The organism is Streptomyces dangxiongensis, assembly GCF_003675325.1.
GTDB lineage: Bacteria > Actinomycetota > Actinomycetes > Streptomycetales > Streptomycetaceae > Streptomyces > Streptomyces dangxiongensis.
The window spans coordinates 7,250,991-7,273,796 of sequence record NZ_CP033073.1; the positions used below are offsets into that span (position 1 = coordinate 7,250,991).

The following is a 22,806-nucleotide window of genomic DNA, read 5'->3' on the forward strand; positions in this document are numbered from 1 at the left end:
TCGGCTGGGGTGCTCGCTCCTCGTGACGGCGCGGTGCACCGGCAGCGGTGACCGCGGGAGCGCCCTGATGCTTCGCGCTCCCGAAAGGCTCTCGGCTTCCATGCCCACTCCCGTACCGCTGTCCCCCTCCGCCGTCGTCTCCGCGCTGCGTGCCGCCGGGTGCGTGTTCGCCGAGGACGAGGCGGAGTTGATCCTCGCCACCGCCCGTACCCCCGAGGACACCGCCGCCATGGTGGACCGGCGCGCCACCGGACTGCCGCTCGAACAGGTCCTCGGCTGGGCCGGGTTCCACGGGCTGCGCATCACCGTCGAACCCGGGGTTTTCGTGCCCCGCCGCCGAACCGAGTTCCTGCTCGACCAGGCGCTCGCCGCGGCGCCGCACGCGGCCGTCGCCGTGGACCTGTGCTGTGGTTCCGGCGCGCTGGGCGCGGCCCTCGCCGCCGTCCTGGAGGGTGCCGAGGTGCACGCGGCCGACATCGACCCGGCCGCCGTACGCTGCGCCCGCCGCAACCTCGGCGCCTTCGGCGGCCTGGCCCACCGGGGCGACCTGTACGACGCCCTGCCCGCCGGTCTGCGGGGCCGTGTCGACGTGCTGATGGCGAACGTGCCGTACGTCCCCACCGCCGACGTGCCCCTGCTGCCGCCGGAGGCCCGCGACCACGAGCCGCTGGTCGCCCTGGACGGCGGCGCGGACGGCGCGGACGGCCTCGACGTGCTGCGCCGGTGCTGCGCCGGGTGGCCGCCGGGGCGCCCGACTGGCTGGCACCCGGTGGCTGCCTCCTGACCGAGACCAGCGAGCGCCAGGCGGCGGACGCCGCCGAGGTGCTCACCCGGGCGGGCCTCACGACCCGCCTGGCGGTGTCGGAGGAGCTGTACGCGCACGTGGTGATCGGTCTGCTCCGCTAGGCCGTGGCGTCCGCGGCCCCGGCGCCACACCCGCGCCGGAAGCCGCTGACCCGGTTACTGTGCGCGGGCGATGAGCAGGGCGACGTCGTCGTGGTTGTCCGGGTGGTGAAGGGTGCGCAGGAGGAGGTCGCACACCTCCTCCAGGGGGCGCTCGGGGTCGTCGAGCAGGGACAGCAGGAAGTCCAGGCGTTCGTCCAGCGAGTGGCGGCGGGTCTCGACCAGTCCGTCGGTGTAGAAGACCAGCTCGTCGCCGGGTGCGAAGTCGACGGTGACCGTGGAGAAGCCGACGCCGCCCACTCCGAGGGGCACCCCGGTGGGCAGGTCGAGCAGCTCCGGCGGGCGGCCGGGCCGGACGCGGGCCGGCGGCAGATGGCCGGCGTTGGCGATCCGGCACTGCCGCAGATGCGGGTCGTGGACGGCGTACACGCAGGTCGCGATGGAGTGGTCCAGGGCGGACGTGGTCTTGTCCAGGTGTTCCAGCAGCCGGGCCGGGTCGAGGTCGAGCGAGGCCAGGGTGGTGGTCGCGGTGCGCAGCCGGCCCATCGTGGCGGCGGCGTCGATGCCGCTGCCCATCACGTCGCCCACGACGAGCGCGGTCTTGCCGCCGTCCAGCGGGATGACGTCGAACCAGTCGCCGCCGACCTCGCTGGTGGCGCCCGCCGGCTGGTAGCGGGAGGCGACCTCCAGGCCGGTGGTGACCGGCGGGCGGCCGGGCAGCAGGCTGCGCTGAAGGGTGAGCGCGGTGTTGCGGGCGTTCTGGTACCAGCGCGCGTTGTCGATCTGCACGGCCGCGCGGGCGGCCAGCTCCCGCGCCAGCAGGACGTCGTCCTCGTCGAACGGCGCCGGGTTGCGGGTGCGCTTGAGGTCGAGCGCCCCCAGCACCTCGCCGCGCGCGATCAGCGGCACCGCGAGATACGAGTGCAGGCCCGCCCGGCCCAGCAGCACGGCGGCCTCGGCGGAGCGGGCGATGCGCGGCAGGTCGTCGTCCTTGACCTGCGGGACCAGCACCGCCTCACCCGTGCGCACACACTCGGTGACCAGGCGGTCGGAGGCGTAGCGGGCGATCTGGCCGGGCGGGTCGGCGGCCCGTACCGCCTCCGTGTCCTCGTCCGGGCGGACCGCGAGCGCCCGGATCACCGCGGACTCCGACGGGCCCAGAGTGCTGGGCCGTCCCTCCACGACCGCGTCCAGCAGGTCCACGGCGGCCACGTCCGCCAGTTCGGGCACGGCGACGTCGGCCAGTTCACAGGCGGTGCGCTCCAGTTCGAGCGTCGTGCCGATCCGCGTGGAGGCGTCGGCGATGACCGCGAGCCGGCGCCGGGCCGCCTCCGCCTCGACGGAGGCCCGGTGCTGCTCGGTGATGTCGACCAGCGAGACCGCCACACCGAGCACGTTGCCCATGGCGTCCTCCAGCCGGTACAGCGAGTGGGACCAGGTGTGGTCCGCGTCCGGGTCGGCCGCGGTACGGCCGACGAGTGTGCCGTCGACCAGCGGCACACCCGTCTCCAGCACCCGCCGGGTGGCGGCCTCCAGCGCGTCGGCGTCCACCCGCGGCAGCATCTCGCGCAGGGTCCGGCCCACGTGCTCGGCGGCCGGCAGACCGTTGATCCTCTCCAGGGCCGGGTTGACCGAGACGAACCGCAGCCGGGTGTCGAGGACGCCGTACCCGATCGGGGACTGCTTCACCATCCGCTCGGACAGCGCCACGTCCTGCTCCAGCCGCCGTACGGTCGACTGGTCGGCGGCCAGGCCGAGCGCGTAGACGTCCCCGTGGTCGTCCAGCAGCCGCATGTTGCGGAACTCCACCAGCCGGGTGCTGCCGTCCTTGTGCCGGACGGGGAAGCCGCCGGCCCAGCTCTGCCCGGTGCGCAGTACGTCGGCGAAGAGGGCGCCGACCAGCCGCATGTGCCGTTCGTGCACCATCAGCCGGGCGGCGTGCTGCCCGAGGGCCTCCCGCGCGGTGTATCCGAACAGCTCCTCGGCCTGCGGACTCCACAGGACGATGCGGCCGTCCGTGTCCAGGACCACCGACGCCACGCCCAGCACGTCGAGCAGCCCGCCCGGCCGCAACGGCCCGGGCACCGGCCCGTCGCCCTCGGCCACCGGAGCCTCGGCTGCACTCATGCCACGCACCGCCTTCGCCCGTCCGCACGGCACGTCGTCCCCCGTGCCGACTCCCCTTGTTCTACCGCGCTCACACCGAGTCTCCGCCGCCTTCGCCGTCTACCTCCACCATCTCTCAACACGGCGCCGCGCGTCCGCCGGCGCCGGCACCGGCGGACGCGCGGTGCGGGGCTCGCTGCCGGACCGTACCGCGCGGTCCCGCGGGCCGTGAGAGTTCACGCTCATGTTGCTGCATTGGCCTGTACATGACTATCGCGCCACGCCAGACTGTCCGCCGACCGAGTGCCTCCACCCCCCGTCCAGGAGTCGCCCATGCCCGCGTCCGCCCGGGAACGCCGTCACGCAGCTCTCGCCGGCCTCGTCGCCCTCGCCACCGCCGCCGTCGTGTCCCTGATCGCGCCCACGCCCGCCGCGGCGGCCGGCACCTGGACCGAGACCGGCTCCGACCGCGCCGACCCGCTGACCGAGAGCCAGGGCCTGGCCTCGGTGGAGGTGCCCGCGAACAGCCCCAACCGCTACACCGGCATCGGCACCATCCCCCTCGGCCTGTCCGCCCGGGGCTGGAACCACGTGGGCGACCCCGACGCCACCTACGGCGGCTACTACATCGAGCCCTACCAGCGGGACTCCGGCAACTCGAAGATGTTCCGCGTGCAGGCGCCCGGCGGCACCTGGTCGGAGTACGTCCACACGCTCGGCCCGGACGAGGCGCTGAACAACTCCTGGGCGGCCGTCTCGCCCGACGGCCGGTGGATGCTGTCCGGCGAGTGGGGCACGATGACCCGCCTGCTGATCTTCCCCACCCCGGGCGTCAACCCGTCCACCTCCCCCTCGGCGAACCTCCCGCAGACCGGGACCGTCCGTCTGGACCACGCCGTCCGTGACGTCCAGGGCTGCGACTTCTCCGGACCGACGACCCTGCTGTGCTCCTCCGACGACCCGGACGGTTCCCTCTTCGGTCTCACCAAGCCGCTGCTCCGCATCGATCTGTCGGCCGCCCCGGACGGCACGGCGGACGTCTCCGGCCATGTCACCGCCCTGCGCCAGCTACCGCTGCGCAGCTCCTGCTCCGGGAACTTCGAGGCGGAGGGCATCGACTACGACCGCCGCGGCGGCGTCCTGCGCGTCATCGTGGTCTCACCCGGCTTCTGCGTGCTGACGGACAGCAAGACGTACAAGTTCTCCGAGAGCTGAGGTGTGCGCGGCGGCCGGTGATGTTTTCCTGAGGATGGACGCGGTTCGGTGGGATACCCGTTCCACCGCAGCGCGGCTACGAAAGGACAGGCATCAATGACAGACACGGAGCGGTCGCACCCGGAAACCGTCACGGTGGAGCTCAGCGGCTCCGCGGAGGACGCCCGCATCGTCTTCGACGCGCTGGGGTCGTGTTTCGCCTCCGACCGGGGCGCGGACGAGAGCCCTCAGCAACTGCACACGTCACGCCCGATGGTGTGGTCCGGCACGTACGACGTCGCGGACACCCGTGCGGGTGACTGCCCGGAGGTCCGGCTGGGGTCGGCCGTCCAGGCGGACGTGCAGGGCGGCCCCTGGGCCGTCAGCCGGTTCCGCACCACCCTGGACTCGATGTTCACCGTGCAGGAGACCTCCGCGGCCTCGGGCGACCAGGAACGGGACCTCCACCTGCGCCTGGAGAGCCGCTGACCCGGCGCGGTCACGCCCCGGCCGGCTCGCCGCCGGCCGGGGCGTACCGCGCCAGGCCGTGGCCGAAGGACCAGTCGGCGCAGCCGTTCTCGGTCAGGGTGACGAACACATTGCGCGGCTCGGTGCCGGTGCGTTCGTGCACCAGCTCCGCGATCCGCCGGTACAGGGCGGGCTTGAGGTCCGCGCCGCGCCCGGCGCGCAGGGTGATCGCGACGGACACCGCCGAGTCGTCCCGGAGCACCCCCGGGCAGCCGTCGTGGAGCAGGGTGCTGCGGACGCCGTCGTGGCCGGTCAGCACCTGGAAGCGGTCCTCGGGCGGTGTCCACCAGGGCCCCGACTGTACATACTAGTAGGTACAGAGTGGCTGGTGTCACGTGCGGGCAGTTGTGCAACTAGTTGCATAAAGCGTCGGGGTTCCTCTACAACAAGAGGTGACGTCACCGCGCACGGAGGGCCCCGATGAGCCGTTACCCGCACCTGATGACCCCGCTCGACCTGGGGTTCACCACCCTGCCCAACCGCGTGCTCATGGGCTCGATGCACGTCGGCCTGGAGGAGGCCGAGCACGGCTTCGAGCGGATGGCGGCGTTCTACGCGGCCCGCGCGCGCGGGGGAGTGGGCCTCATCGTCACCGGCGGCATCGCACCCAACGAGGAGGGACGGCCGTACGAGGGCGGAGCCAAGCTCACCACCGAGGCGGAGGCCGGACAGCACCGGGTGATCACCGAGGCCGTGCACCGCGAGGGCGGCCGGATCGCCATGCAGATCCTCCACTTCGGCCGCTACGCGTACCACCGGGACCTCGTCGCGCCGAGTCCGCTCCAGGCGCCGATCAGCCCCTTCGTGCCGCGCGAGCTGGCCGAGGCCGACATCGAGCGGACCATCGGCGACTACGTCCGCGCCGCCCGCCTGGCCCGCCGGGCCGGCTACGACGGCGTGGAGATCATGGGCTCCGAGGGCTACCTGATCAACGAGTTCATCGCCGCGCAGACCAACCGGCGCACCGACCGCTGGGGCGGCGCGTACGAGAACCGGATGCGGTTCCCCGTCGAGATCGTCCGGCGGGTGCGCGAGGCCGTCGGTGAGGACTTCATCGTCATCTACCGGCTGTCCATGCTGGACCTGGTCCCGGGCGGCTCCTCGCTGGAGGAGGTCGTCACCCTCGGCAGGGCCGTCGAGGCCGCCGGGGCGACACTCATCAACACCGGCATCGGCTGGCACGAGGCCCGCATCCCGACCATCGCCACCTCCGTGCCGCGCGGCGCCTACACCTGGGTCACCAAGAAACTGATGGGCCGGGTGTCGGTGCCGCTGGTCACCACCAACCGGATCAACACCCCGGAGCTGGCCGAGGAACTGCTGGCCGGCGGCTACGCCGACATGGTCTCCATGGCCCGCCCGATGCTCGCCGACCCCGACTTCGTCGCCAAGGCCGCCGCCGGGACCCCGGAGGCCATCAACACCTGCATCGGCTGCAACCAGGCCTGCCTCGACCACACGTTCAGCGGGCAGATCACCTCCTGCCTGGTCAACCCGCGCGCCTGCCACGAGACCGAGCTGGTGCTCTCGCCGACCCGGCTGAAGAAGCGCGTCGCCGTCGTCGGCGCCGGCCCGGCCGGACTCGCCTGTGCGGTCTCCGCCGCCGAACGCGGTCACGCCGTCACCCTGTTCGACGCCGCGAGCGAGATCGGCGGCCAGCTCAACGTCGCCCGCAAGGTGCCCGGCAAGCAGGAGTTCGACGAGACCCTGCGCTACTTCCGCCATCAGCTCCAGGCCCACGGCGTCGACGTACGCCTCGACACCTGGGTCGCCCCCGAGACCGTGGCGGGATACGACGAGGTCGTCGTCGCCACCGGCGTCACCCCGCGCGTGCCGGACCTCCCGGGCGTCGACCACCCCCGCGTCCTCGGCTACCTCGACGTGCTGCGTGACGGCGCCCCCGTCGGCGAGCGCGTCGCCGTCCTGGGCGCCGGCGGCATCGGCTTCGACGTCGCCGAGTACCTCACCGACGGCGGCGACAAGGCGCACGAGGACCCGGAGACCTACTTCCGTCAGTGGGGCGTCGACACCGCCTACCAGGCGCCCGGCGGGCTCGCCGCACCGGAACGGCCCGCGCCGCCCCGCCAGGTCCACCTCCTCCAGCGCAAGACCACCAAGGTCGGCGCCGGACTCGGCAAGACCACCGGCTGGATCCACCGCACCGAGTTGAAGCACCGGGGCGTCACCATGGTGCCGGGCGTGCGCTACGACCGGATCGACGACGCCGGACTGCACATCACCGTCGGCGAGGAGAGCACCGTCCTGGAGGTCGACACCGTGGTGCTCTGCACCGGCCAGGACCCGCGCCGCGACCTGTACGACGAGCTGGTGGCCGCCGGGCGCAGCGCGCACCTCATCGGCGGCGCGGACGTCGCGGCCGAACTCGACGCCAAGCGGGCCATCAAGCAGGGCACCGAGCTGGCGGCGGCCCTCTAGCCGAGGCCGTGGGGCGCGCCCCCGGCGCGCCCCACGGCCGTCCCTAGGATGAGCCCATGTCACTCCCGCACGCGATCCTCACCGCCCTGCTGGAAAGACCGTCGTCGGGGCTGGAGCTGACCCGCCGGTTCGACAAGTCGATCGGCTACTTCTGGTCCGCGACGCACCAGCAGATCTACCGCGAACTGGGGAGACTGGAGGCGGAGGGCCTCATCCGCGCGCTGCCGGCCGAGCAGCCGGCCCGCGGGCAGAGGAAGAACTACGAGGTGCTCCCCGCGGGCCGCGCCGAGCTGGCCCGCTGGACCGCCGCCGCGCAGGACCCCAAGCCCCAGCGGGACGTCCTCCTGCTGCGGCTGCGCGCTGCGGCCGTGGTCGGCACGGCGGGCCTGGAGCCGGACCTGCGCCGCCATCTGGAGCTGCACCGGCGGCAGCTGGCCGAGTACCAGGAGATCGAACGGCGCGACTTCCCGCCGGACCGGGACGCCCCCCGGGACCGGCTGCGCCACCTGGTCCTGCGGGCGGGCATCGACCTGGAGACCTTCTGGACCCAGTGGCTCACCCAGGCCCTGGCGGAGTTCGCGGAACCGCCCGGTCAGGACTTCGGCACCGGGGAGGACCTCGGCACCGGGGAGGAATAGGCGCGCCGCGGGGCGGGGCGCCTCAGAACCGGCGGGCCGACTCCTGCGCGTGGGCCATGCGCCGCAGGCTCAGCAGCACCGGTTCGTACAGCACCGTGAGGGCGACGGCCGCCTCGATCTGCCCGGTCGGGGTCGGCTGCTCCTCGATCATGTCCAGGTCGGTGACCGCCAGCCGCACGGCCAGCCGGCCGTACGGCAGCAGGTGCTCGGTGTCGCAGGGGTAGCCGAGCCGGGCCAGCGCGGCGACCGAGTCGATGAGCCGCCGGTGGGCGGGATCGAGCATGTCCGGGCCGGGGTCGGGGGACCACCCCAGCCGCTCCAGCAGCGCCTCCACCGAGCGGCTGGCGGTCTCCACGGCCCCGGGTCGTCCCCGGCGGGCCTCTCGGCGCAGGGCAGCGCCCAGGTCGCCGCGCCCAGCCGCAGGTGGTGGTCCAGCGACTCGTCCTCCGCTGCGGCGATCACCTCGCGCGCGGCGGCCACCGGAACCCCGCCGATCTGGATGAGCGCCCGCACCAGGCGCAGCCGCCGCAGGTGGTCCTCCCCGTACTCGGCCTGGGTGGCGGAGACCCGGCGCCCGGGCTGGAGCAGCCCCTCGCGCAGGTAGTACTTGATCGTGGCGGTGGACACACCGCTGCGCTCGCTCAACTCCGCCAGCCGCATGCTCTTGCCCCCTCCCTTGAAGAGTGGCACTATCCAAGCATGGATAGCGCGGCTATCCAATCGAGGGACGGGGGAATCCCATGGGTACTGCACCTGTTTCGGGGCGGCGGGTCACGGCCGCCGCGGAGGGCGACGTGGTCGTCTTCCTCATCGGGATGCGCATCAACCGTTGGCGGGCCGTACGCCACTGGCTGCCCGCGCTGACCGCGATGCCGCGCATGCTCAAGGAACTCGCGCGGGACAGTGACATCGGGCTGCTGGGCCACCGGGGGCTGGGCGGCGGTCCCCGCGTGTACACCGTCGCGCAGTACTGGGAGTCGCACGAGAAGCTGCTCGCCTACGCCTCCGACCGGACCGGGCAGCACCACCCCGCCTGGGCGGCGTTCAACCGCCGCGTGCGGGCCGGCAAGGGCGCTGTGGGCATCTGGCACGAGACGTACATCGTCCCGGCCGGTTCGTACGAGTCGGTCTACGTCGACATGCCGCCGGCCGGTCTGGGCGCGGCATGGGGAGTGGAACCCGTGGGCCGGCGCGGGGAGCGGGCGGCGCAGCGGCTGGCGAGCGGGGCCGCCCGGCGGCGGCCGGAGGGACGCTCCGGTCAAGGGGCTCCGTGAGCGTCTCGAGGGGTGCGCACGCGACGGACCGGGCCGAGCGGCCGGCCGGGTTCACGCGCTCGGCGCAACCGCCGCTCCGCCGTTCCGGCGCGGCCGGACCCGGTCCCGGCCGCCGGGGCGTCGTGAGGGGGACTCAGAGCCGGTAGGGCTTCGAGCGGCGGCGCAGTACCCAGCCCGTGGCGACGACGCCGGCGCCGACCAGAGCCGCGCCGACGCCCAGGGTCAGCGGGCCGTAGTCCCGGGCGGCACCGCCCAGGCCGCCCATCACACCACGGGAGGGCCTCGTGGTGGACGTCGCCGAGATCGTCGGCGGCGTGGAGGCGGAGACGATCACCGACTGGCTGCCCGCGGTGCTGCCGCTGGAGCAGACCACCACCACGGTGAACGTTCCCGGGCTCACCGCCGACCAGGCCGCGGACTGGCTGACGGACGTGCCCGACAGGGCCACCTGCCTGCCCTGGGTGAAGCTCGCCTGACGGTTCGAGAGCAGGGCCGCGGTGCCCCAGCTCCCGTTGATCTGGGTGCACGCGCTGGTGACCACCGAGACGGTGGAGCCGGTGGTGCTGACCGAGATGCCCGAGGCGGCGGCGGACGGCCCGGCGAACCCGGCCGGAAGCGCGGCGGCGGCCGCCAGGGTCAGGCCGGAGCGGAGCAGGAGTCGTGAGGTGTGCATGGGCTGGCCTCCGGCGGCACGGTTGGCGGTACGTCCCATGCGCCGCCTGGGGTCGGGAAACGTCCGTGCGCCTCAACCGCAGCCAACGCCGCCCCGGGACCGCCCGCACGCCGGAGACGCCCGGCCGGGTGACGGCTGCGCTGTCCGGGTGACGCCCGGACGTCCTCGTGACGCCTGACCGTCCGGCGGACCGGGCGTCATCTCCGCCCGGTCCGCCCGTCAGCCGCCCGTGGTCACCGTCCGCTCCGCCGAGTAGCCGCCCCACGTGCCGTCCGGCAGCCGCGCCCGCAGCCGCACCCGGTGCTCCTCGCCGGCCGCCGTGCCCGTGTAGAAGCTGTGGTGCGCCCGGCCGCGCGGCGGTGTGCCGCCCCAGACGAGCGAGGTGGCCGCGGCGCCGTCCAGCTCGATCCGGTACTCGGTGACCACGCCGTCCGTGCGCGGCGGATCCCAGGCCAGGTCGATGTAGTACGCCCCGCCGGACCGGTGGGTGGTCGCGGTGAACCCGGTGGGCGCGGTGTCCCGGCCGTCGTCCCTGCCCGGGGTGGTCAGGTGGACCCGGGCGCCGGCGGGGGAGAGGTTGTCGGCGGCGTCCCGGGCCCGCACCGTGAACACGTACCTGCTGCCGGGGCGCAGGCCGGTGATCACCGTGGCGGTCTGGCGGCCGCCCACGCTGTGGATCTTGACACCGCGCTGGTAGACCTCGTACGACACCACGCCCCGGTCGTCCCGGGACGCGCCCCAGGACAGCTTTACCGCGCGGCTGCCGACGGTCCGCCCGGCGGTGTCCCGCGGCCGGGTCGGCGCCGAGCGGTCCGCCGCCACCGCGGCCGGCGTCCGCGCCCGCACCGACCGGCTCGGCGGGCTCAGCCGGCCCGCGGTGTCCCGGGCGCGCACGGTGAACGCGTACATGGTGGACGGCCTGAGCCTGGTGACGTCCACCATGTGCTGCGAATCCGGTACATCCGCCACTTTCGTGGTGCCGCGGTATATCTCGTAGGAGCGGACCCCGGAACCGTCCGGCAGGGCGTTCCACATGACGTGCACGCTGGTGGCGCTGCCCGCCGCGGCGGTGACCCCGCCCGGAGCGCCCGGCGCGCGCCCCTCGTCGGCCTCGCCGGTCCGCCCCCAGCCGCAGGACACGGCCAGGAGCAGGGCCCCGCAGGCCAGCACGAGCGGAACGGGAACGCGTCGCACGGCTGTTCCTCCCCGGGGGACGGCGTGAGCCAGCACGGTAAAGGTCCGGACCAATATGCCCGGCGGGTGCGGCCACAGCAAGGGGGCCGCATGAGGGGCCGCTTCCGGCGGTTACGTAAGCTGAGCTTCGCTGTGGCCGAACTCCCGTCACCCGAACAGGAGTTCGTGCCGTCCGCGCGGACACGCTGTCGTCGCCGATCCCGCGCCGGCGCGGGTGGCCGGGGAGTCGGGGCAGGTGGAAGCCCGGCCCCCGGCCCCTGCCGCGGGGCCCAACCTCTTTGTCCCTCTCGTCCGCGGGGCCCGGACCCCTCTGTCCCGGCTGTCCGCTCCGCGCAACCCGGCCGGCGTCCGCCCCGGTGTCCCCTGACGGGGTGTCAGGGGCGTGCTCCATCCGGCCCCTTCGGAGCGGCCCCGACGTCCACTCGCCCGGGCGCACACCACAGTGGGCTGAATGCCCGCTATGTCCCCTAGGAGAGGGTTCCTCATCGTGCGTGTCCCGTCGCTGACGCTGGCCGCCGCCGGCGCCGCCCTGCTCGCCCCCGCGGCCCTGCCCGCCCCGGCCACCGCCGTCCCGCCCGTGGAACGGCCGGCGGCCCGCGACGAGGGCCTGGTCACCGCCGCCGACCTGCTGGCGCGCACCGACACGTGCACCCCGGTCTCCCGGGGCCGGTACCGCACCGACGCCGACACCGCCGCGACCGTCCGGGTCTGCGGCACCCGGGACGCCGTCTTCTGGAAGGCCGACCTGGACGTCGACTGCGACGGCCGGCCCACCGCACGCTGCAACCACCGCACCGACCCGCTGTTCGCCCCCACCACCGCCTTCCAGCAGTCCGACGGGCGCCATCTGAACGCCGAACGCCTGCCCTACATCGTGGTCCCCGCGCCGAGCAGACGCTGGAACCAGCGTGCGCACGGTGTCCGGGGCGGCTCCGTGGCGGCCGTCGTCTACCGGGACCGGGTGCGGTTCGCGGTCGTCGGCGACACCGGCCCGCGCGACCTCATCGGCGAGGCCTCCTACGCCACCGCCCGCAGCCTCGGCATCCCGCCCGACCCGCGCACCGGCGGCGTACCCTCCGGCGTCACCTACATCGTCTTCCGCCACTCCCGCGTCACCCCCATCGAGGACTACGCGGCGACGGTGGCGGAGGGCCGGCGACTGGCCGGCCGCTTCATCACGCAGGACCTGACGGGCGGGCCCTGGCGGACAGCTTCCGGCCGCCCCATGGTGCGGTAGGCGCGCGCCTCATGGGCGCCGCAGGTGACGGAGGACCGGCCCGGCGCCCGGTCGAGGGCGTGCGGCCCCGGCGGGCTGTTCCCGGGCCTTCCGTCGTGCGGTGGGCGGGGGCTCCGGGCGGGGCGCAGGGTGGCGGCCGGCCGGGCGATCGCGGGCGACTCGGCCCGCGCAGCCCCCGCCGTCACACCTTGCGGTAGGCGTACGCCTCCGCCGCCGCCGCTTCCACGGCGTCCAGGTCTCCCCCCGCCGCGGCGGTGACCACCGCGGCCACCGCACCCTCGACGAAGGGCGCGTCCACCAGGCGCGTACCGTCCGGGAGTTCGTCGCCCTCGGCGAGCAGCGCCTTCACCGTGAGCACCGCGCTGCCCAGGTCGGTGAGGACGGCCACCCCGGCCCCGCGGTCCACCGAGGCCGCCGCGGCGGCGATCAGCTCGGCGCTGGTTCCGAGCCCACCGTCCCCGGTGCCGCCCGCCGGAGCCACCGGCACCGCCGCCGCCCCGCCCGACAGACCCTTGGCCAGCGCGGCGACCGACGCGGCCACCTCCGCGCTGTGCGACACCAGTACGATCCCGACCGCCCTGTCCTCACTCACCGTCCGCCTCCGCCGTGTCGGCCAGCGCGGCGATCAGCAGGGCCGACGAGGTCGCCCCCGGATCCTGGTGGCCGATGCTGCGCTCGCCCAGATAGCTCGCCCGGCCCTTGCGCGCCTGCAGCGGGGTGGTGGCCTGCGCGCCCTCCTCCGCGGCGGCCCGCGCGGCGGCGAACCCCGTGGCGAGCGCGTCCACGGCCGGCACCAGCGCGTCGATCATGGTCTTGTCGCCCGGTGCCGCCCCGCCGAGCGTCATCACCCCGTCGACGCCCGCCCGCAGCGCCTCGGCCAGCCGCTCCGTGCCGACCTCGGCGGCGTCGCCGAGCGCCTTCCCGGTCCGGCGCAGCAAGGTGCCGTACAGCGGTCCGGACGCACCGCCGACGGTCGAGATCAACTGCCGTCCCGCCAGGGTCAGGACGGCCCCCGGGGTCTGCGGGGCCTCCTTCTCCAGGACGGCCGTGACCGCGGTGAACCCGCGCTGAAGGTTGCTGCCGTGGTCGGCGTCCCCGATGGCCGAGTCGAGGGCGGTGAGCCGCTCCGCCTCGCGGTCGACGGAGGCGGCGGTCGCCGTCATCCAACGGCGGAAGAAGTCGGCGTCGAGCACTGGGTCTCCTTGCGTGGTAGGACTGCCGGCCGGTACGGCCGGGGCGGTGATCGTCTGCTTCCCCCGGCTCACATGCCCCAACGCAGCGCCGGGGTCCGTACCGGCGCGTCCCACAGCCGCAGCAACTCCTCGTCGGCCTGGCACAGGGTCACCGAGGCGCCCGCCATGTCCAGGGAGGTCACGTAGTTCCCGACCAGGGTGCGGGCCACGGAGACCCCCCGTTCGCGCAGGACCCGCTGCACCTCGGCGTGGAAGCCGTACAGCTCCAGCAGCGGCGTGGCGCCCAAGCCGTTGACCAGCAGCAGCACCGGATCGCGCGGCGGCATGTCCTCCAGGACGGCGTTGACCGCGAAGTCGGCGATCTCCCCGGAGGTCATCATGGGCCGCCGCTCGCGGCCCGGCTCGCCGTGGATGCCGATGCCCAGTTCCAGTTCGCCGTCCGGCAGATCGAAGGTCGGGCTGCCCTTCGCCGGGGTCGTACAGGCGCTGAGGGCCACGCCGAAGCTGCGGGAGTTCTCGTTGACCTTGCGGCCGATGGCCTCCACCCGCTCCAGCGGCTGCCCCTCAGCCGCGGCGGCGCCCGCGATCTTCTCCACGAACAGGGTGGCCCCGGTACCGCGCCGCCCGGCCGTGTAGAGGCTGTCGGTGACCGCCACGTCGTCGTCGACGAGCACCTTGGCGATCTGGATGCCCTCGTCCTCGGCCAGCTCGGCCGCCATGTCGAAGTTCAGCACGTCGCCGGTGTAGTTCTTCACCACGAACAGCACGCCCGCACCGCTGTCCACGGCCGCCGCGGCGCGCGCCATCTGGTCCGGCACCGGCGAGGTGAACACCTCCCCGGGGCAGGCGGCGGACAGCATGCCCGGGCCGACGAACCCGCCGTGCAGCGGCTCGTGCCCCGATCCGCCGCCCGACACCAGCCCGACCTGCCCGGCCACGGGAGCGTCCCGGCGGACGATCACCCGGTTCTCCACGTCGACGGTCAGGTCGGGATACGCGGCCGCGAAACCGCGCAGCGCGTCCGCCACGACGGTCTCCGGCACGTTGATCAACATCCTCATGGGTGTCTCCTCGTGAGCTTGGCGCTTAGGCCCAGGACCTGCTGCTTCGCAGGTCACCGGCGTAGAGGGCGGTATCTGGTCTTGGCGGTCGGGCGCGGTCGGAGGCGGATCGCGGCGGGTCGGGTGCCGACTCGGGGCCGGCTTCGGTGACGAGACGTCAGGTCTTGGGGCCCCCTTGATCGCCGAATCGTCCGTCCCGTCTACTGGCAGTATCGACCTTGCGGCAGTGAAGGTCACCTGCGGCTGGGCGCTCTCACGTTCCGTAGTGCCCCATGAGCTGCCCGCAATGTGTGCCGTCGGGCGCCGGCGTCCTACCTCACCCTCCTCGGTGTTCCGGCCGGCTCCACGCCGCTTCTCGCGTCCCGCCCCCCGGCCGACGTGGGGATGCGGACGGCCGCGCCCGGCACGCCGAAGGCCTCACGGGCGTGATGCCCGGGAGGCCCGGCAGTGGGGGAGCGGCGGTCAGTAACCGCAGGCGGTCACCCACTTGTGGGAGGAGATGCGGTCGTTCCACTCCCACGGGATGTTGCCCTGGCCCCCGTTGGGGGCGCAGGTGGAGGCGCCGCCGTAGTTGATGTCCTCGTAGACGCGGACGTCCCCGTAGGCGCCGCCGTAGCCGTTGTTCCACCAGGCCGAGGCCCGGTCGTTCATGTTGAAGCTGCCGTTCGGGCCGCAGGTGCTCCAGTTGGCGTCGTTGCCGCTCCACCCGCAGGAGTGGCCGCCGCGATTGGTGTCCTCCCACACCCAGTAGGCGCCGTCGGCGGCCAGGCCGGAGGCACTCGCCGCGGCGGTGTCCGCCGTGGCGGCGTGCGCTGTGGTCAGAGTGGCGGGAACGGCCAGCAGCGGCAGCACGAACGTGCCGGCCAGCAGCATGGTGCGGAACTTACGCATGGGACCCTCCAGAGGTTTCCGTCTCACCCGGTTCGTGTGATGACGGTGGTGCGGATGGAGAAGGTGGTGCGAGGCGCCGCGCCATCGGCAGCGCGGCGTTCTGGAACCTCCACCTGTCGACGAGTTCCTCCCGGTACTGCGTGCGGAGTCGTTCGCCGTAGGAGCGGTCCAGGGCCCGGGAGACCCGCGCCAGCGGTGTGCCGGTCGCGCAGGTCGCTTCGGTGACGGCGAGCGCGGTCCCGGCCGCGTCCGCCTCGGCCGCCGGCAGGCTCTCGCCGTAGCGGGCCGCCGCCTGCCGGGACTCGTCGGGGTCGGCGTACGGCCGGCCCGCCGCCCGCATGCACGCGGCCCACCGGCCCACCGCGGTCACGTAGCGCCGGTCCCGGCGCACGCGCGCCTCCCGGACGGGACGCAGGTTCATGGTGACGACCTTGACGCGGAACCAGTCCTCGAGATCTCCGTAGAGCGTGCGTTCGGCGTCCGCGATGCAGCCCTCGGTGGACGCGGTGATCGTCATATCGGTGGGCGCCTTCACCGAGAGCCCCACGGCGGAGGACCCCATCAGCGCGGTACGGGCCGCCGCCCGCGCGGACGGCGACAGCCGGTGGAAGTACCGCTGGTTCGGGTCGGCCCGCCGCGCCTCGGTCCTGAGGCGCTCCTCCCGGCCGCCGTAACCGTGGGCGCGGGCCCAGGCGACGTCGTCGACCGCGTACGGGAAGGACCGCGCGCCCTCGCCGGAAGCCCCGCCGGCCTCCGTGACCTCGTACCGCCATCCCCGCGCGGCCATGCACCTGCTGATCAGGACCTGCTCCGCCCGGTCCAGCACCCGGGTCTCCCGCGGGCTCGGCTCGCGGGACGAACCCGCCGGATGCGGCCCGGGCGCCGGGCCGCCCGTGGCCGCTCCGCATCCGCCCAGCAGCAGGACGGTGGCCAGACCGGCGGCCACGGCGTGGGCCGCGGTCATGGCGGTGGCACGGTGACGCCTCATCGGCGACGCCCCTCCTCTCGCTCTCGCTCTCGGTCTCGCTGTCGTGGTGCGTGAACCCAGGTCTAGCCGTTGTCCGTTGTTCGCCGTCGGGCCTGTTGCAGTGAACAAACAATTGCTGAACAATCCACACCAGAGGGCGGAAAACGCTTCGGGCGGGGAAGTCCGGGCGGGGGATGGGGAGCATGGCCCGCAAGGAGCGTCCGCTGGAGGGGGAGGACGGACCGCTGCTGCGGTTCGCCGCGGCTCTGCGCCGCTTGCGCCACGAGGCCGGATCCCCGCCGTACCGGGATCTGGCGCACCGCGCCCACTACTCGGTGGCCACCCTGTCCGGCGCCGCCTCCGGACGGCGGCTGCCCAGCCTGGACGTCACGCTGTCGTACGTACGGGCCTGCGGTGGCGACCCACGGGAGTGGGAGGCGCGCTGGCATGCCGTCGCCGTCGAACTGCGCACCGAGTCCTGCGCCGGCCCCCCGCAGGAGCGGAACGGCCCGGAGGGGACGGGGAGCCCGCACGGACAGCCCTGCCCGGAGGTGCCGGAAGGTCCGCTCCGGGGGCCGTACGTCGGTCTGGCGGCGTTCCGGACCGAGGACGCCGACCTGTTCTTCGGCCGCGAGCGTCTCGTCGAGGACCTCCTCGCCACCCTGGCCCGGAGGCGGGCCGTGGCCCTCGTCGGCGCGTCCGGGGCCGGCAAGTCCTCCCTCCTGAGCGCCGGACTGCTGCCGCGCCTGGCCGGCGACGAACCGCGCCGCACGGTGCGGGTCCTCACCCCCGGACCGAACCCACGGGAGCGGCTGGAGAAGGCGCTCGCCGCGAAGCCGGGCTCCGGGCCGGGATGCGGGTCGGGCTCTGGGATGGGCTCCGGGTCGCGCTCCAGGTCGGGCTCCGGACCGGGCTCCGGGTCGGAATCCGGGACGGCCCGGGGGCCGGTGTCCGGGCCGGGATCCGAGGCGGGCGAACTGGTCCTCGTCGTGGACCAGTTCGAGGAGGTCTTCACCGTCTGCACCGACGCCGACGAGCGGGCCCGCTTCATCGCCGCCCTCGTCGAGGAGGCGGAACGGCCCGGATCCGGCTGCCGGATCGTCCTCGGGGTCCGCGCCGACTTCTACGCCCACTGCACCCGCCACGCCCCCCTCGTCGCCATCCTGCGCGACGCGCAGGTCGTCGTCGGACCGATGAGCGCCGCCGAACTGCGGTGCGCCGTCGTGGAACCCGCCCGGCGGGCCGGCCTGACCGTGGAAGGCGCCCTCCAGGCCACCCTCGTGGCCCACGCCCACGGGCAGGCCGGAGTCCTCCCCCTGCTGTCCCACGCGCTGCTGGAGACCTGGCGCAGGAGGCGCGGCGCCGCCCTCACCCTGGACGGCTTCCACGCGGCCGGCGGATTCGAAGGCGCACTCGCCCAGTCCGCGGAGAGTCTCCACTCCTCGCTGACGGAACGTCAGCAGTGGTCGGCCCGGCAGATCTTCGTGCACCTCATCGCCCTCGGGGAGGGCACCGAGGACACCAAGCGACCCGTCTCCCGCGAGGAACTCGGCGAGGACGCCGACACCGCGACCGTGCTGGCCCGGGCCGTGGCGCTGCGCCTGCTCACCCTCGACGACGGACGGGTCGAACTCACCCACGAGGCCCTCATCCGGGCCTGGCCCCGGCTGCGCGGCTGGCTGACCGACGACCGGGAGCGGTTACGGACCCACCGCCAGCTCACCGACGCCGCCCGCACCTGGGAGACCCTGGGACGGGACCCCGGCGCCCTCTACCGCGGCGCCCGGCTCGCCCTCGCCCGCGACCTCCTCACCAGCCGCGACATCCGGCTGGCCCCGTCGGAACAGGCCTTCGTCGACGCCGGCACGGCAGCCGAGGCCGCGGCCGGGAACTCCGCCCGACGGCGTGCCCGGCGCCTGCGCACCCTCGTCGCCCTCCTGGCCGTGCTCGTCGTGGTGGCGGCCATCGCCACCGTCAACGCCCGGCACGCCGAGGACGAGGTCACCCGGCAGCGCAACGACGCGGTAGCCCAGATCATCGCGGACAGCGCGACGGGACTCATCGACACCGATCCGGGGCTGGCGGTGCAGCTCGGCCTGACGGCCTACCGCCTCGCGCCGACCACCAGGACGCGCGACGCCCTGGTGAGCACCCTGATGACCACCGTGCGGGCGCATGCCAAGGAGGTCCTCGCCATCGCCTACCGCCCCGACGGGCGTCAACTGGCGACCGCGAGCGGCGACCACACCGCGCGGCTGTGGCGGGTGCACGGTACCGACCGCCCCGTCGCGGAAGCCACTCTGAGCGGCCACGGGGACGACGTCCGGACCGTGGTCTACCGCCCGGACGGCCGCGCGCTGGCCACCGGGTCCGCCGACGGTAGCGTGCGGCTGTGGGACACGGCGACGCCCACCCGGCCCGCCCTGCTCGCCTCACTCACCGGGCAGGGGGGAGACGTACGCTCCCTCGCCTACGACCCGGACGGCCGTACGCTCGCCACCGCCGGCACCGACGGCAGCGTGGGGCTCTGGGACGTCACCGACCCCGCCACCCCCGCCCTGCTCACGCGGGTGACCGGACACCGTGACGCGGTCCGTGCGGTGGCGTTCAGCCCGGACGGCCGCACGCTCGCCAGTGCCGGCGAGGACGGCGCCGTACGGCTGACCGCCATCGCGGACCCGCGCCGCCCACGGCGGCTGGCCGTACTGGACGGCCACGGCACCGGGGCGTTCTCCGTGGCCTTCAGCCCCGACGGCCGCACCCTCGCCACGGCCGGCGGCGGGCACGACCCGGTACGGCTGTGGGGCCTCGCCGACCCGCGGCGTCCCGCCCCGCTCGCCGGACTCTCCGGGCACACCGACGTCGTCGGCTCGGTGGCGTTCAGTCCCGACGGGCGCACCCTCGCCAGCGCGAGCGACGACCGCACGGTGCGGCTGTGGAACGTGGTCCGGCCCGCGCACCCGACTGCGCTGACCACGCTGACCGGCCACAGCACGGCGGTCAGTTCGGTCGCCTTCAGCCCCGACGGAACCGTGCTGGCCTCCGGCGGATTCGACGCCACCGTCCGGCTCGCCGGAACCGACCGGGCCCGCGTCATCGCGCACGCCTGCGCGCACACCGGCCCCCGCATCACGCGCGCCCAGTGGGCCGCCCACCTGCGGTACGTCGCCTACGCGCCCCCGTGCGGCCGCCCGGACGACTCCGCAGCGATCAGCCGGCCACGACACGGACCCGACGCCGACGGCAGCGACCGGCGTCCGTGAAACCGACGGTGCTCCCAGGCGCCGTTTCGTCCGCCGGTCCCGCCGCCGCCGGGCGGTCGGCCGGCCGGTACGGCGAGGGCCGGCCGGTGACGCGGGAGAACGTCTCCCCTTCCGCATCGAGGGCCGCCGAGGATTCGTCCCGTCGTCACGCGGTCCCGTCGTCACGCGGACAGGCGGTCACGCCGTCACGCCGTCACGAGTACGTTGAGGAGAACGATCACGACGCACGCCACCACGGCCACCAGCACCACCCAGGGCCACAGCGGGTGTTCCTCGGCAGGCTGCACCTCGGTGGGCTCGGGCACGGTGGCTCCCTGTGAGCGGACGACGGGACTGGACCGCCTCCATCGTGGCCGCGCGCGAGCGTCTCTTCAGTCAGGGTGGCCACCGGCCCCGGGGTGGAGTTTTCTCCACCCCGGCCCCGCCCCAGCGGTCCGCGGCGGCCCGGCATCGCCCGCGCAGTCCGGGGAACTCGGCGGTCCGGAACACCGGGCCGCCGTCCGGCGGAGGAGGTGCCGTTGCCGTGGACGACTGGGAGATGCACGACGAGGTACGGCTGTCACCGCGCGAGCGGCTCGCGCTGGTGCAGATCGAGTCGGGGCTACGGCAGGACCGCCGGTTCGCGCGCCGGATGGGCTGTCCGCGCGGTCCGGGCTGGCTGCCGGCGGCCGTCGTGCTGCTGACGGCCGCGTCGGTGTTCGTGGCCGTCATGGGCATCCGCACCTCGGACCCGGCGCTGCTGTGGTGCTTCGCGTGGCTGTGGCCGCTGACCCTCTTGCAGGTGTTCCGGCTGCTGTGCCGGGCCACCCGCACCCGGTCCCGCTCCGGCGCCCGGGTCACCCCCTGGCTCTGAGTCCCGCCCGGCCCCGCACCGCCGGGGGGCGGAAGGCGGGGCCAGGCACGTCACTCCGCCCCGCCTTCCGCCCCCCGGCGGTGTCGAGTCAGCTCTCCCTGCCCCGTCCCGACAGCGCGTCGCGCATCCGGTCGACCAGGCCGGCGCCCGGGGCCAGCAGCTTGTTGGCCGGGGGCTTGTCCGGTGCCGCCGGGTGCGGACGCGTGGGCGCCGTCTTCTTCGCCCGGCGGACCTTGTCACCGAGGGTCATCAGCGCATCGGCGGAACAGGCGGCCTCCAGCCGCGGGAAGAGGTTCTGCTCCTCGTCGGCCACGTGGGAGCGGATCTCGGTCATCAGTTGCGCCATGAGCGTGTCGAACCGGGGGTCGTCGGCCTGACAGCCCTCCAGGTCCTTCATGATCTGCTCGGCCTTGGCGTGGTCCTCCAGCTCCTTGTCGGCCAGGGCGTCCCCGCCCGTCAGGTGCTCGCGCACCGCCGGGTACAGATAGGCCTCCTCCGCCACCGAGTGGCGGACCAGCTCGATCGTGGCCTGGTCGGCCAGGTTCTTGCGCTCGCTGGAACCGGGCGGCAGCGCCTCGATCCGGCCGAAGAACTCCTCGACCTCACGGTGGTCGGTGGTCAGCTCCTGGATGACGTTTCCGCCGTGACCCATCGTCATACCTCCTGAGTGACACGCGGCGGCCCGTGAACGGCCGGCCGTCGTCCGGGCGGGTGCCCCGGCGACGGCGCACTACACGGTCCGCCCCGCCCGGTCAGCACATCGGGTGGCGGGCGGCGGCCATCCGGCCCCGCTCCGCAGAGCGCGTCCGCCCGCCGTGGTACAGGACCCCGCCACGGACGGCGCGCCGGTCGCCCGCACCGGTGCCCGGCCTTCCTCGGACCGGCCGCCCACGATCACTCCGGCCGCGAGTCGTCTGCAAGTTCTGAACCCGTCTCACGGCGCGGTGGCCTGCCCGCCGTGCGGCTGAACGCGCGGGCCGGTGGTGCGGCCTGACACCCGGCCGGGAGGGCTCCGGCGGCGGCCCCCCGAACGGGACCGGTCTTCCGGGCGGCGGCCGGGCCCGGCCGCCGCCGTGCGGGGGCCCTCACGGCGTGGTACGAGGGACGCCGGAGTCGCGCGAGCACCCGTGATCCGGGAGAATCAGAATCCAACGCGTGAACCCAACTGGCAGGGGACACCAAGCTGCCAGAGGCCGTCCGGCAAGCGGCGGCCGGCCAGGGCGGTCCTCCGGACGAGCGGGGACCCGGCCCTCCCCTTCCCTTCCCTCCCAGGGGCCGACGACGTCGGCCCGGCGACGCAGTACGCGCCCGTGCCCGGCCAGGGCATCTGCGGGGCGCGAACGACGTGGACGAAGGAACGGTCCCATGACTGCTGAGACACCGTTCTCCTGGCGGCGCGCCCTCGTGACCGGCGGTGCCGGTTTCCTCGGCTCCCACCTGTGCGAACGGCTGCTGGATTCGGGCGCCGAAGTCGACTGTGCCGACAACCTGGCCTGCGGGCGGCGCGAGAACGTCGCCCACTTGGAGGACCGGCCCGGCTTCCGGTACGTGCACTGCGACGTCTCCACGGCCGGATGCACCGCACTGCTGCCGGGCCCCTACGACCTGGTCCTGCACTTCGCCTGCCCGGCCTCACCCGCCGACTACCTGCGGATGCCCCTGGAGACGCTGGACGTCGGCAGCCTCGGCACCCGCAACGCGCTGACCATCGCCGAACGCGACGACGCCCGCTTCCTGCTGGCCTCCACCTCCGAGGTGTACGGCGATCCGCTGGTGCACCCGCAGCACGAGGGCTACTGGGGCAACGTCAACCCGGTCGGACCGCGCAGTGTGTACGACGAGTCCAAGCGGTTCGGCGAGGCCCTGGTGACCGCGCACGCCGGCACCAGAGGCACGAACGCCGGGATAGTACGGCTGTTCAACACCTACGGGCCGCGCATGCGGGCCCACGACGGCCGCGCGGTACCGACGTTCATCTGCCAGGCCCTGGCCGGCGAACCGCTCACGGTGACCGGTGACGGCAGCCAGACCCGCTCGCTGTGCTACGTCGACGACACCGTCGACGGCATCCTGCGGGTGGCCGCCAGCCGCTCCGTACGGCCGGTCAACATCGGCGGCAGCGAGGAGATCACCGTCGCCGACCTGGCCCGCCGGGTGGTCGCCCTGACCGGTTCCCGTTCGCCGATCGCGTTCATCGACCGGCCCGTGGACGATCCCGGCCGGCGCCGCCCCGACACCACCCTGGCGCGCGAGCTGCTCGGCTGGTCCCCTCAGACCCCCTGGGAGGAGGGCCTGAAGCAGACCATCGCCTACTTCTCCGCCCTCCCCCCGGAACCGGCCCCGCGCACGGAGGTCCCGGCCCCGCAGTCCTGACCCCCGCCCCCGGCCCTGGAGA

Annotated in this window: 18 protein-coding genes and 3 pseudogenes; 10 read left to right on the top strand and 11 right to left on the bottom strand. The window is 74.3% G+C overall.

Annotation, left to right across the window (positions count from 1 at the left end; translation table 11 throughout):
- Window positions 1-100: 100 nt before the first annotated feature.
- Window positions 101-906 (top strand): annotated as a pseudogene (locus tag D9753_RS32645) (putative protein N(5)-glutamine methyltransferase).
- A gap of 54 nt (window positions 907-960) precedes the next feature.
- Here D9753_RS32645 and D9753_RS32650 read toward each other — a convergent pair.
- Window positions 961-3,030, bottom strand: coding sequence for a SpoIIE family protein phosphatase (locus D9753_RS32650; RefSeq protein ID WP_121790267.1), 2,070 nt, complete (start codon window positions 3,028-3,030; stop codon window positions 961-963).
- A 312-nt stretch (window positions 3,031-3,342) separates the two neighbouring features.
- Between D9753_RS32650 and D9753_RS32655 the strand changes: the two genes are divergently transcribed.
- Both D9753_RS32655 and D9753_RS32660 read left to right on the top strand, forming a co-directional pair.
- Window positions 3,343-4,224 (top strand): hypothetical protein, encoded by an 882-nt coding sequence (locus tag D9753_RS32655; RefSeq protein ID WP_121790268.1) that lies wholly within the window; start codon window positions 3,343-3,345, stop codon window positions 4,222-4,224.
- Between the two features lie 96 nt (window positions 4,225-4,320).
- Window positions 4,321-4,692, top strand: coding sequence for a hypothetical protein (locus D9753_RS32660; RefSeq protein WP_121790269.1), 372 nt, complete (start codon window positions 4,321-4,323; stop codon window positions 4,690-4,692).
- A gap of 10 nt (window positions 4,693-4,702) precedes the next feature.
- On the opposite strand, the pseudogene D9753_RS32665 reads toward D9753_RS32660, so the two are convergent.
- Window positions 4,703-5,011: pseudogene (locus tag D9753_RS32665) on the bottom strand (tautomerase family protein); the annotation flags it as partial.
- Between the two features lie 140 nt (window positions 5,012-5,151).
- Between D9753_RS32665 and D9753_RS32670 the strand changes: the two are divergent.
- Both D9753_RS32670 and D9753_RS32675 read left to right on the top strand, forming a co-directional pair.
- Window positions 5,152-7,167 carry an NADPH-dependent 2,4-dienoyl-CoA reductase gene (locus tag D9753_RS32670; protein ID WP_121790271.1) on the top strand — a complete coding sequence of 672 codons (2,016 nt, stop codon included), beginning with the start codon at window positions 5,152-5,154 and terminating at the stop codon, window positions 7,165-7,167.
- A 56-nt stretch (window positions 7,168-7,223) separates the two neighbouring features.
- The gene (locus tag D9753_RS32675) at window positions 7,224-7,805 is read left to right on the top strand and encodes a PadR family transcriptional regulator (RefSeq protein ID WP_121790272.1); all 582 of its coding nucleotides are present in this window, start codon (window positions 7,224-7,226) and stop codon (window positions 7,803-7,805) included.
- 22 nt (window positions 7,806-7,827) lie between these two features.
- Here the strand turns inward: D9753_RS32675 and D9753_RS32680 are convergent.
- Window positions 7,828-8,465: pseudogene (locus D9753_RS32680) on the bottom strand (MerR family transcriptional regulator).
- 80 nt (window positions 8,466-8,545) lie between these two features.
- Here D9753_RS32680 and D9753_RS32685 point away from each other — a divergent pair.
- A complete protein-coding gene (locus tag D9753_RS32685) occupies window positions 8,546-9,079 on the top strand; it encodes a DUF4188 domain-containing protein (protein ID WP_121790273.1) in 534 nt (177 codons plus the stop codon).
- 133 nt (window positions 9,080-9,212) lie between these two features.
- Here D9753_RS32685 and D9753_RS32690 read toward each other — a convergent pair whose 3' ends face one another.
- Together D9753_RS32690 and D9753_RS32695 are read right to left on the bottom strand one after the other, a co-directional pair.
- On the bottom strand, window positions 9,213-9,752 hold the full coding sequence (locus D9753_RS32690; protein WP_121790274.1) for a hypothetical protein: 540 nt from the start codon (window positions 9,750-9,752) through the stop codon (window positions 9,213-9,215).
- A 219-nt stretch (window positions 9,753-9,971) separates the two neighbouring features.
- Window positions 9,972-10,946, bottom strand: coding sequence for a fibronectin type III domain-containing protein (locus tag D9753_RS32695; protein ID WP_121790275.1), 975 nt, complete (start codon window positions 10,944-10,946; stop codon window positions 9,972-9,974).
- A 487-nt stretch (window positions 10,947-11,433) separates the two neighbouring features.
- Here D9753_RS32695 and D9753_RS32700 point away from each other — a divergent pair, with 487 nt between their 5' ends.
- Window positions 11,434-12,183, top strand: coding sequence for a glycoside hydrolase family 75 protein (locus tag D9753_RS32700; protein ID WP_121790276.1), 750 nt, complete (start codon window positions 11,434-11,436; stop codon window positions 12,181-12,183).
- 181 nt (window positions 12,184-12,364) lie between these two features.
- On the opposite strand, the gene D9753_RS32705 is transcribed toward D9753_RS32700, so the two are convergent.
- The 5 genes from D9753_RS32705 to D9753_RS32725 all read right to left on the bottom strand — a co-directional run bounded on the left by D9753_RS32705 (window position 12,365) and on the right by D9753_RS32725 (window position 16,316).
- A complete protein-coding gene (locus D9753_RS32705) occupies window positions 12,365-12,775 on the bottom strand; it encodes a PTS sugar transporter subunit IIA domain-containing protein (RefSeq protein ID WP_121790277.1) in 411 nt (136 codons plus the stop codon).
- Complete coding sequence (gene dhaL / locus D9753_RS32710; protein WP_121790278.1) at window positions 12,768-13,376, bottom strand: dihydroxyacetone kinase subunit DhaL; 609 nt, start codon at window positions 13,374-13,376, stop codon at window positions 12,768-12,770. Before dhaL ends, D9753_RS32705 begins: the two co-directional genes overlap by 8 nt.
- 68 nt (window positions 13,377-13,444) lie before the next feature.
- Window positions 13,445-14,437 carry a dihydroxyacetone kinase subunit DhaK gene (dhaK, locus tag D9753_RS32715; protein ID WP_121790279.1) on the bottom strand — a complete coding sequence of 331 codons (993 nt, stop codon included), beginning with the start codon at window positions 14,435-14,437 and terminating at the stop codon, window positions 13,445-13,447.
- A 462-nt stretch (window positions 14,438-14,899) separates the two neighbouring features.
- Complete coding sequence (locus tag D9753_RS32720) at window positions 14,900-15,328, bottom strand: peptidase inhibitor family I36 protein (RefSeq protein ID WP_121790280.1); 429 nt, start codon at window positions 15,326-15,328, stop codon at window positions 14,900-14,902.
- Window positions 15,321-16,316: a hypothetical protein gene (locus tag D9753_RS32725; protein ID WP_121790281.1), complete on the bottom strand. Its 996-nt coding sequence runs from the start codon at window positions 16,314-16,316 to the stop codon at window positions 15,321-15,323. Before D9753_RS32725 ends, D9753_RS32720 begins: the two co-directional genes overlap by 8 nt.
- 182 nt (window positions 16,317-16,498) lie before the next feature.
- Here D9753_RS32725 and D9753_RS32730 point away from each other — a divergent pair, with 182 nt between their 5' ends.
- Both D9753_RS32730 and D9753_RS32735 read left to right on the top strand, forming a co-directional pair.
- The gene (locus D9753_RS32730) at window positions 16,499-19,558 is read left to right on the top strand and encodes an nSTAND1 domain-containing NTPase (protein WP_163010854.1); all 3,060 of its coding nucleotides are present in this window, start codon (window positions 16,499-16,501) and stop codon (window positions 19,556-19,558) included.
- Window positions 19,559-20,081: 523 nt separating this feature from the next.
- Window positions 20,082-20,411 (top strand): DUF3040 domain-containing protein, encoded by a 330-nt coding sequence (locus D9753_RS32735; protein WP_121790283.1) that lies wholly within the window; start codon window positions 20,082-20,084, stop codon window positions 20,409-20,411.
- A gap of 88 nt (window positions 20,412-20,499) precedes the next feature.
- On the opposite strand, the gene D9753_RS32740 is transcribed toward D9753_RS32735, so the two are convergent.
- Window positions 20,500-21,063, bottom strand: a complete 564-nt coding sequence (locus D9753_RS32740; RefSeq protein ID WP_121790284.1) for a hemerythrin domain-containing protein — start codon at window positions 21,061-21,063, stop codon at window positions 20,500-20,502.
- Window positions 21,064-21,776: 713 nt separating this feature from the next.
- Between D9753_RS32740 and D9753_RS32745 the strand changes: the two genes are divergently transcribed.
- Window positions 21,777-22,784 carry an NAD-dependent epimerase/dehydratase family protein gene (locus D9753_RS32745; RefSeq protein WP_121790285.1) on the top strand — a complete coding sequence of 336 codons (1,008 nt, stop codon included), beginning with the start codon at window positions 21,777-21,779 and terminating at the stop codon, window positions 22,782-22,784.
- Window positions 22,785-22,806 lie beyond the last annotated feature (22 nt).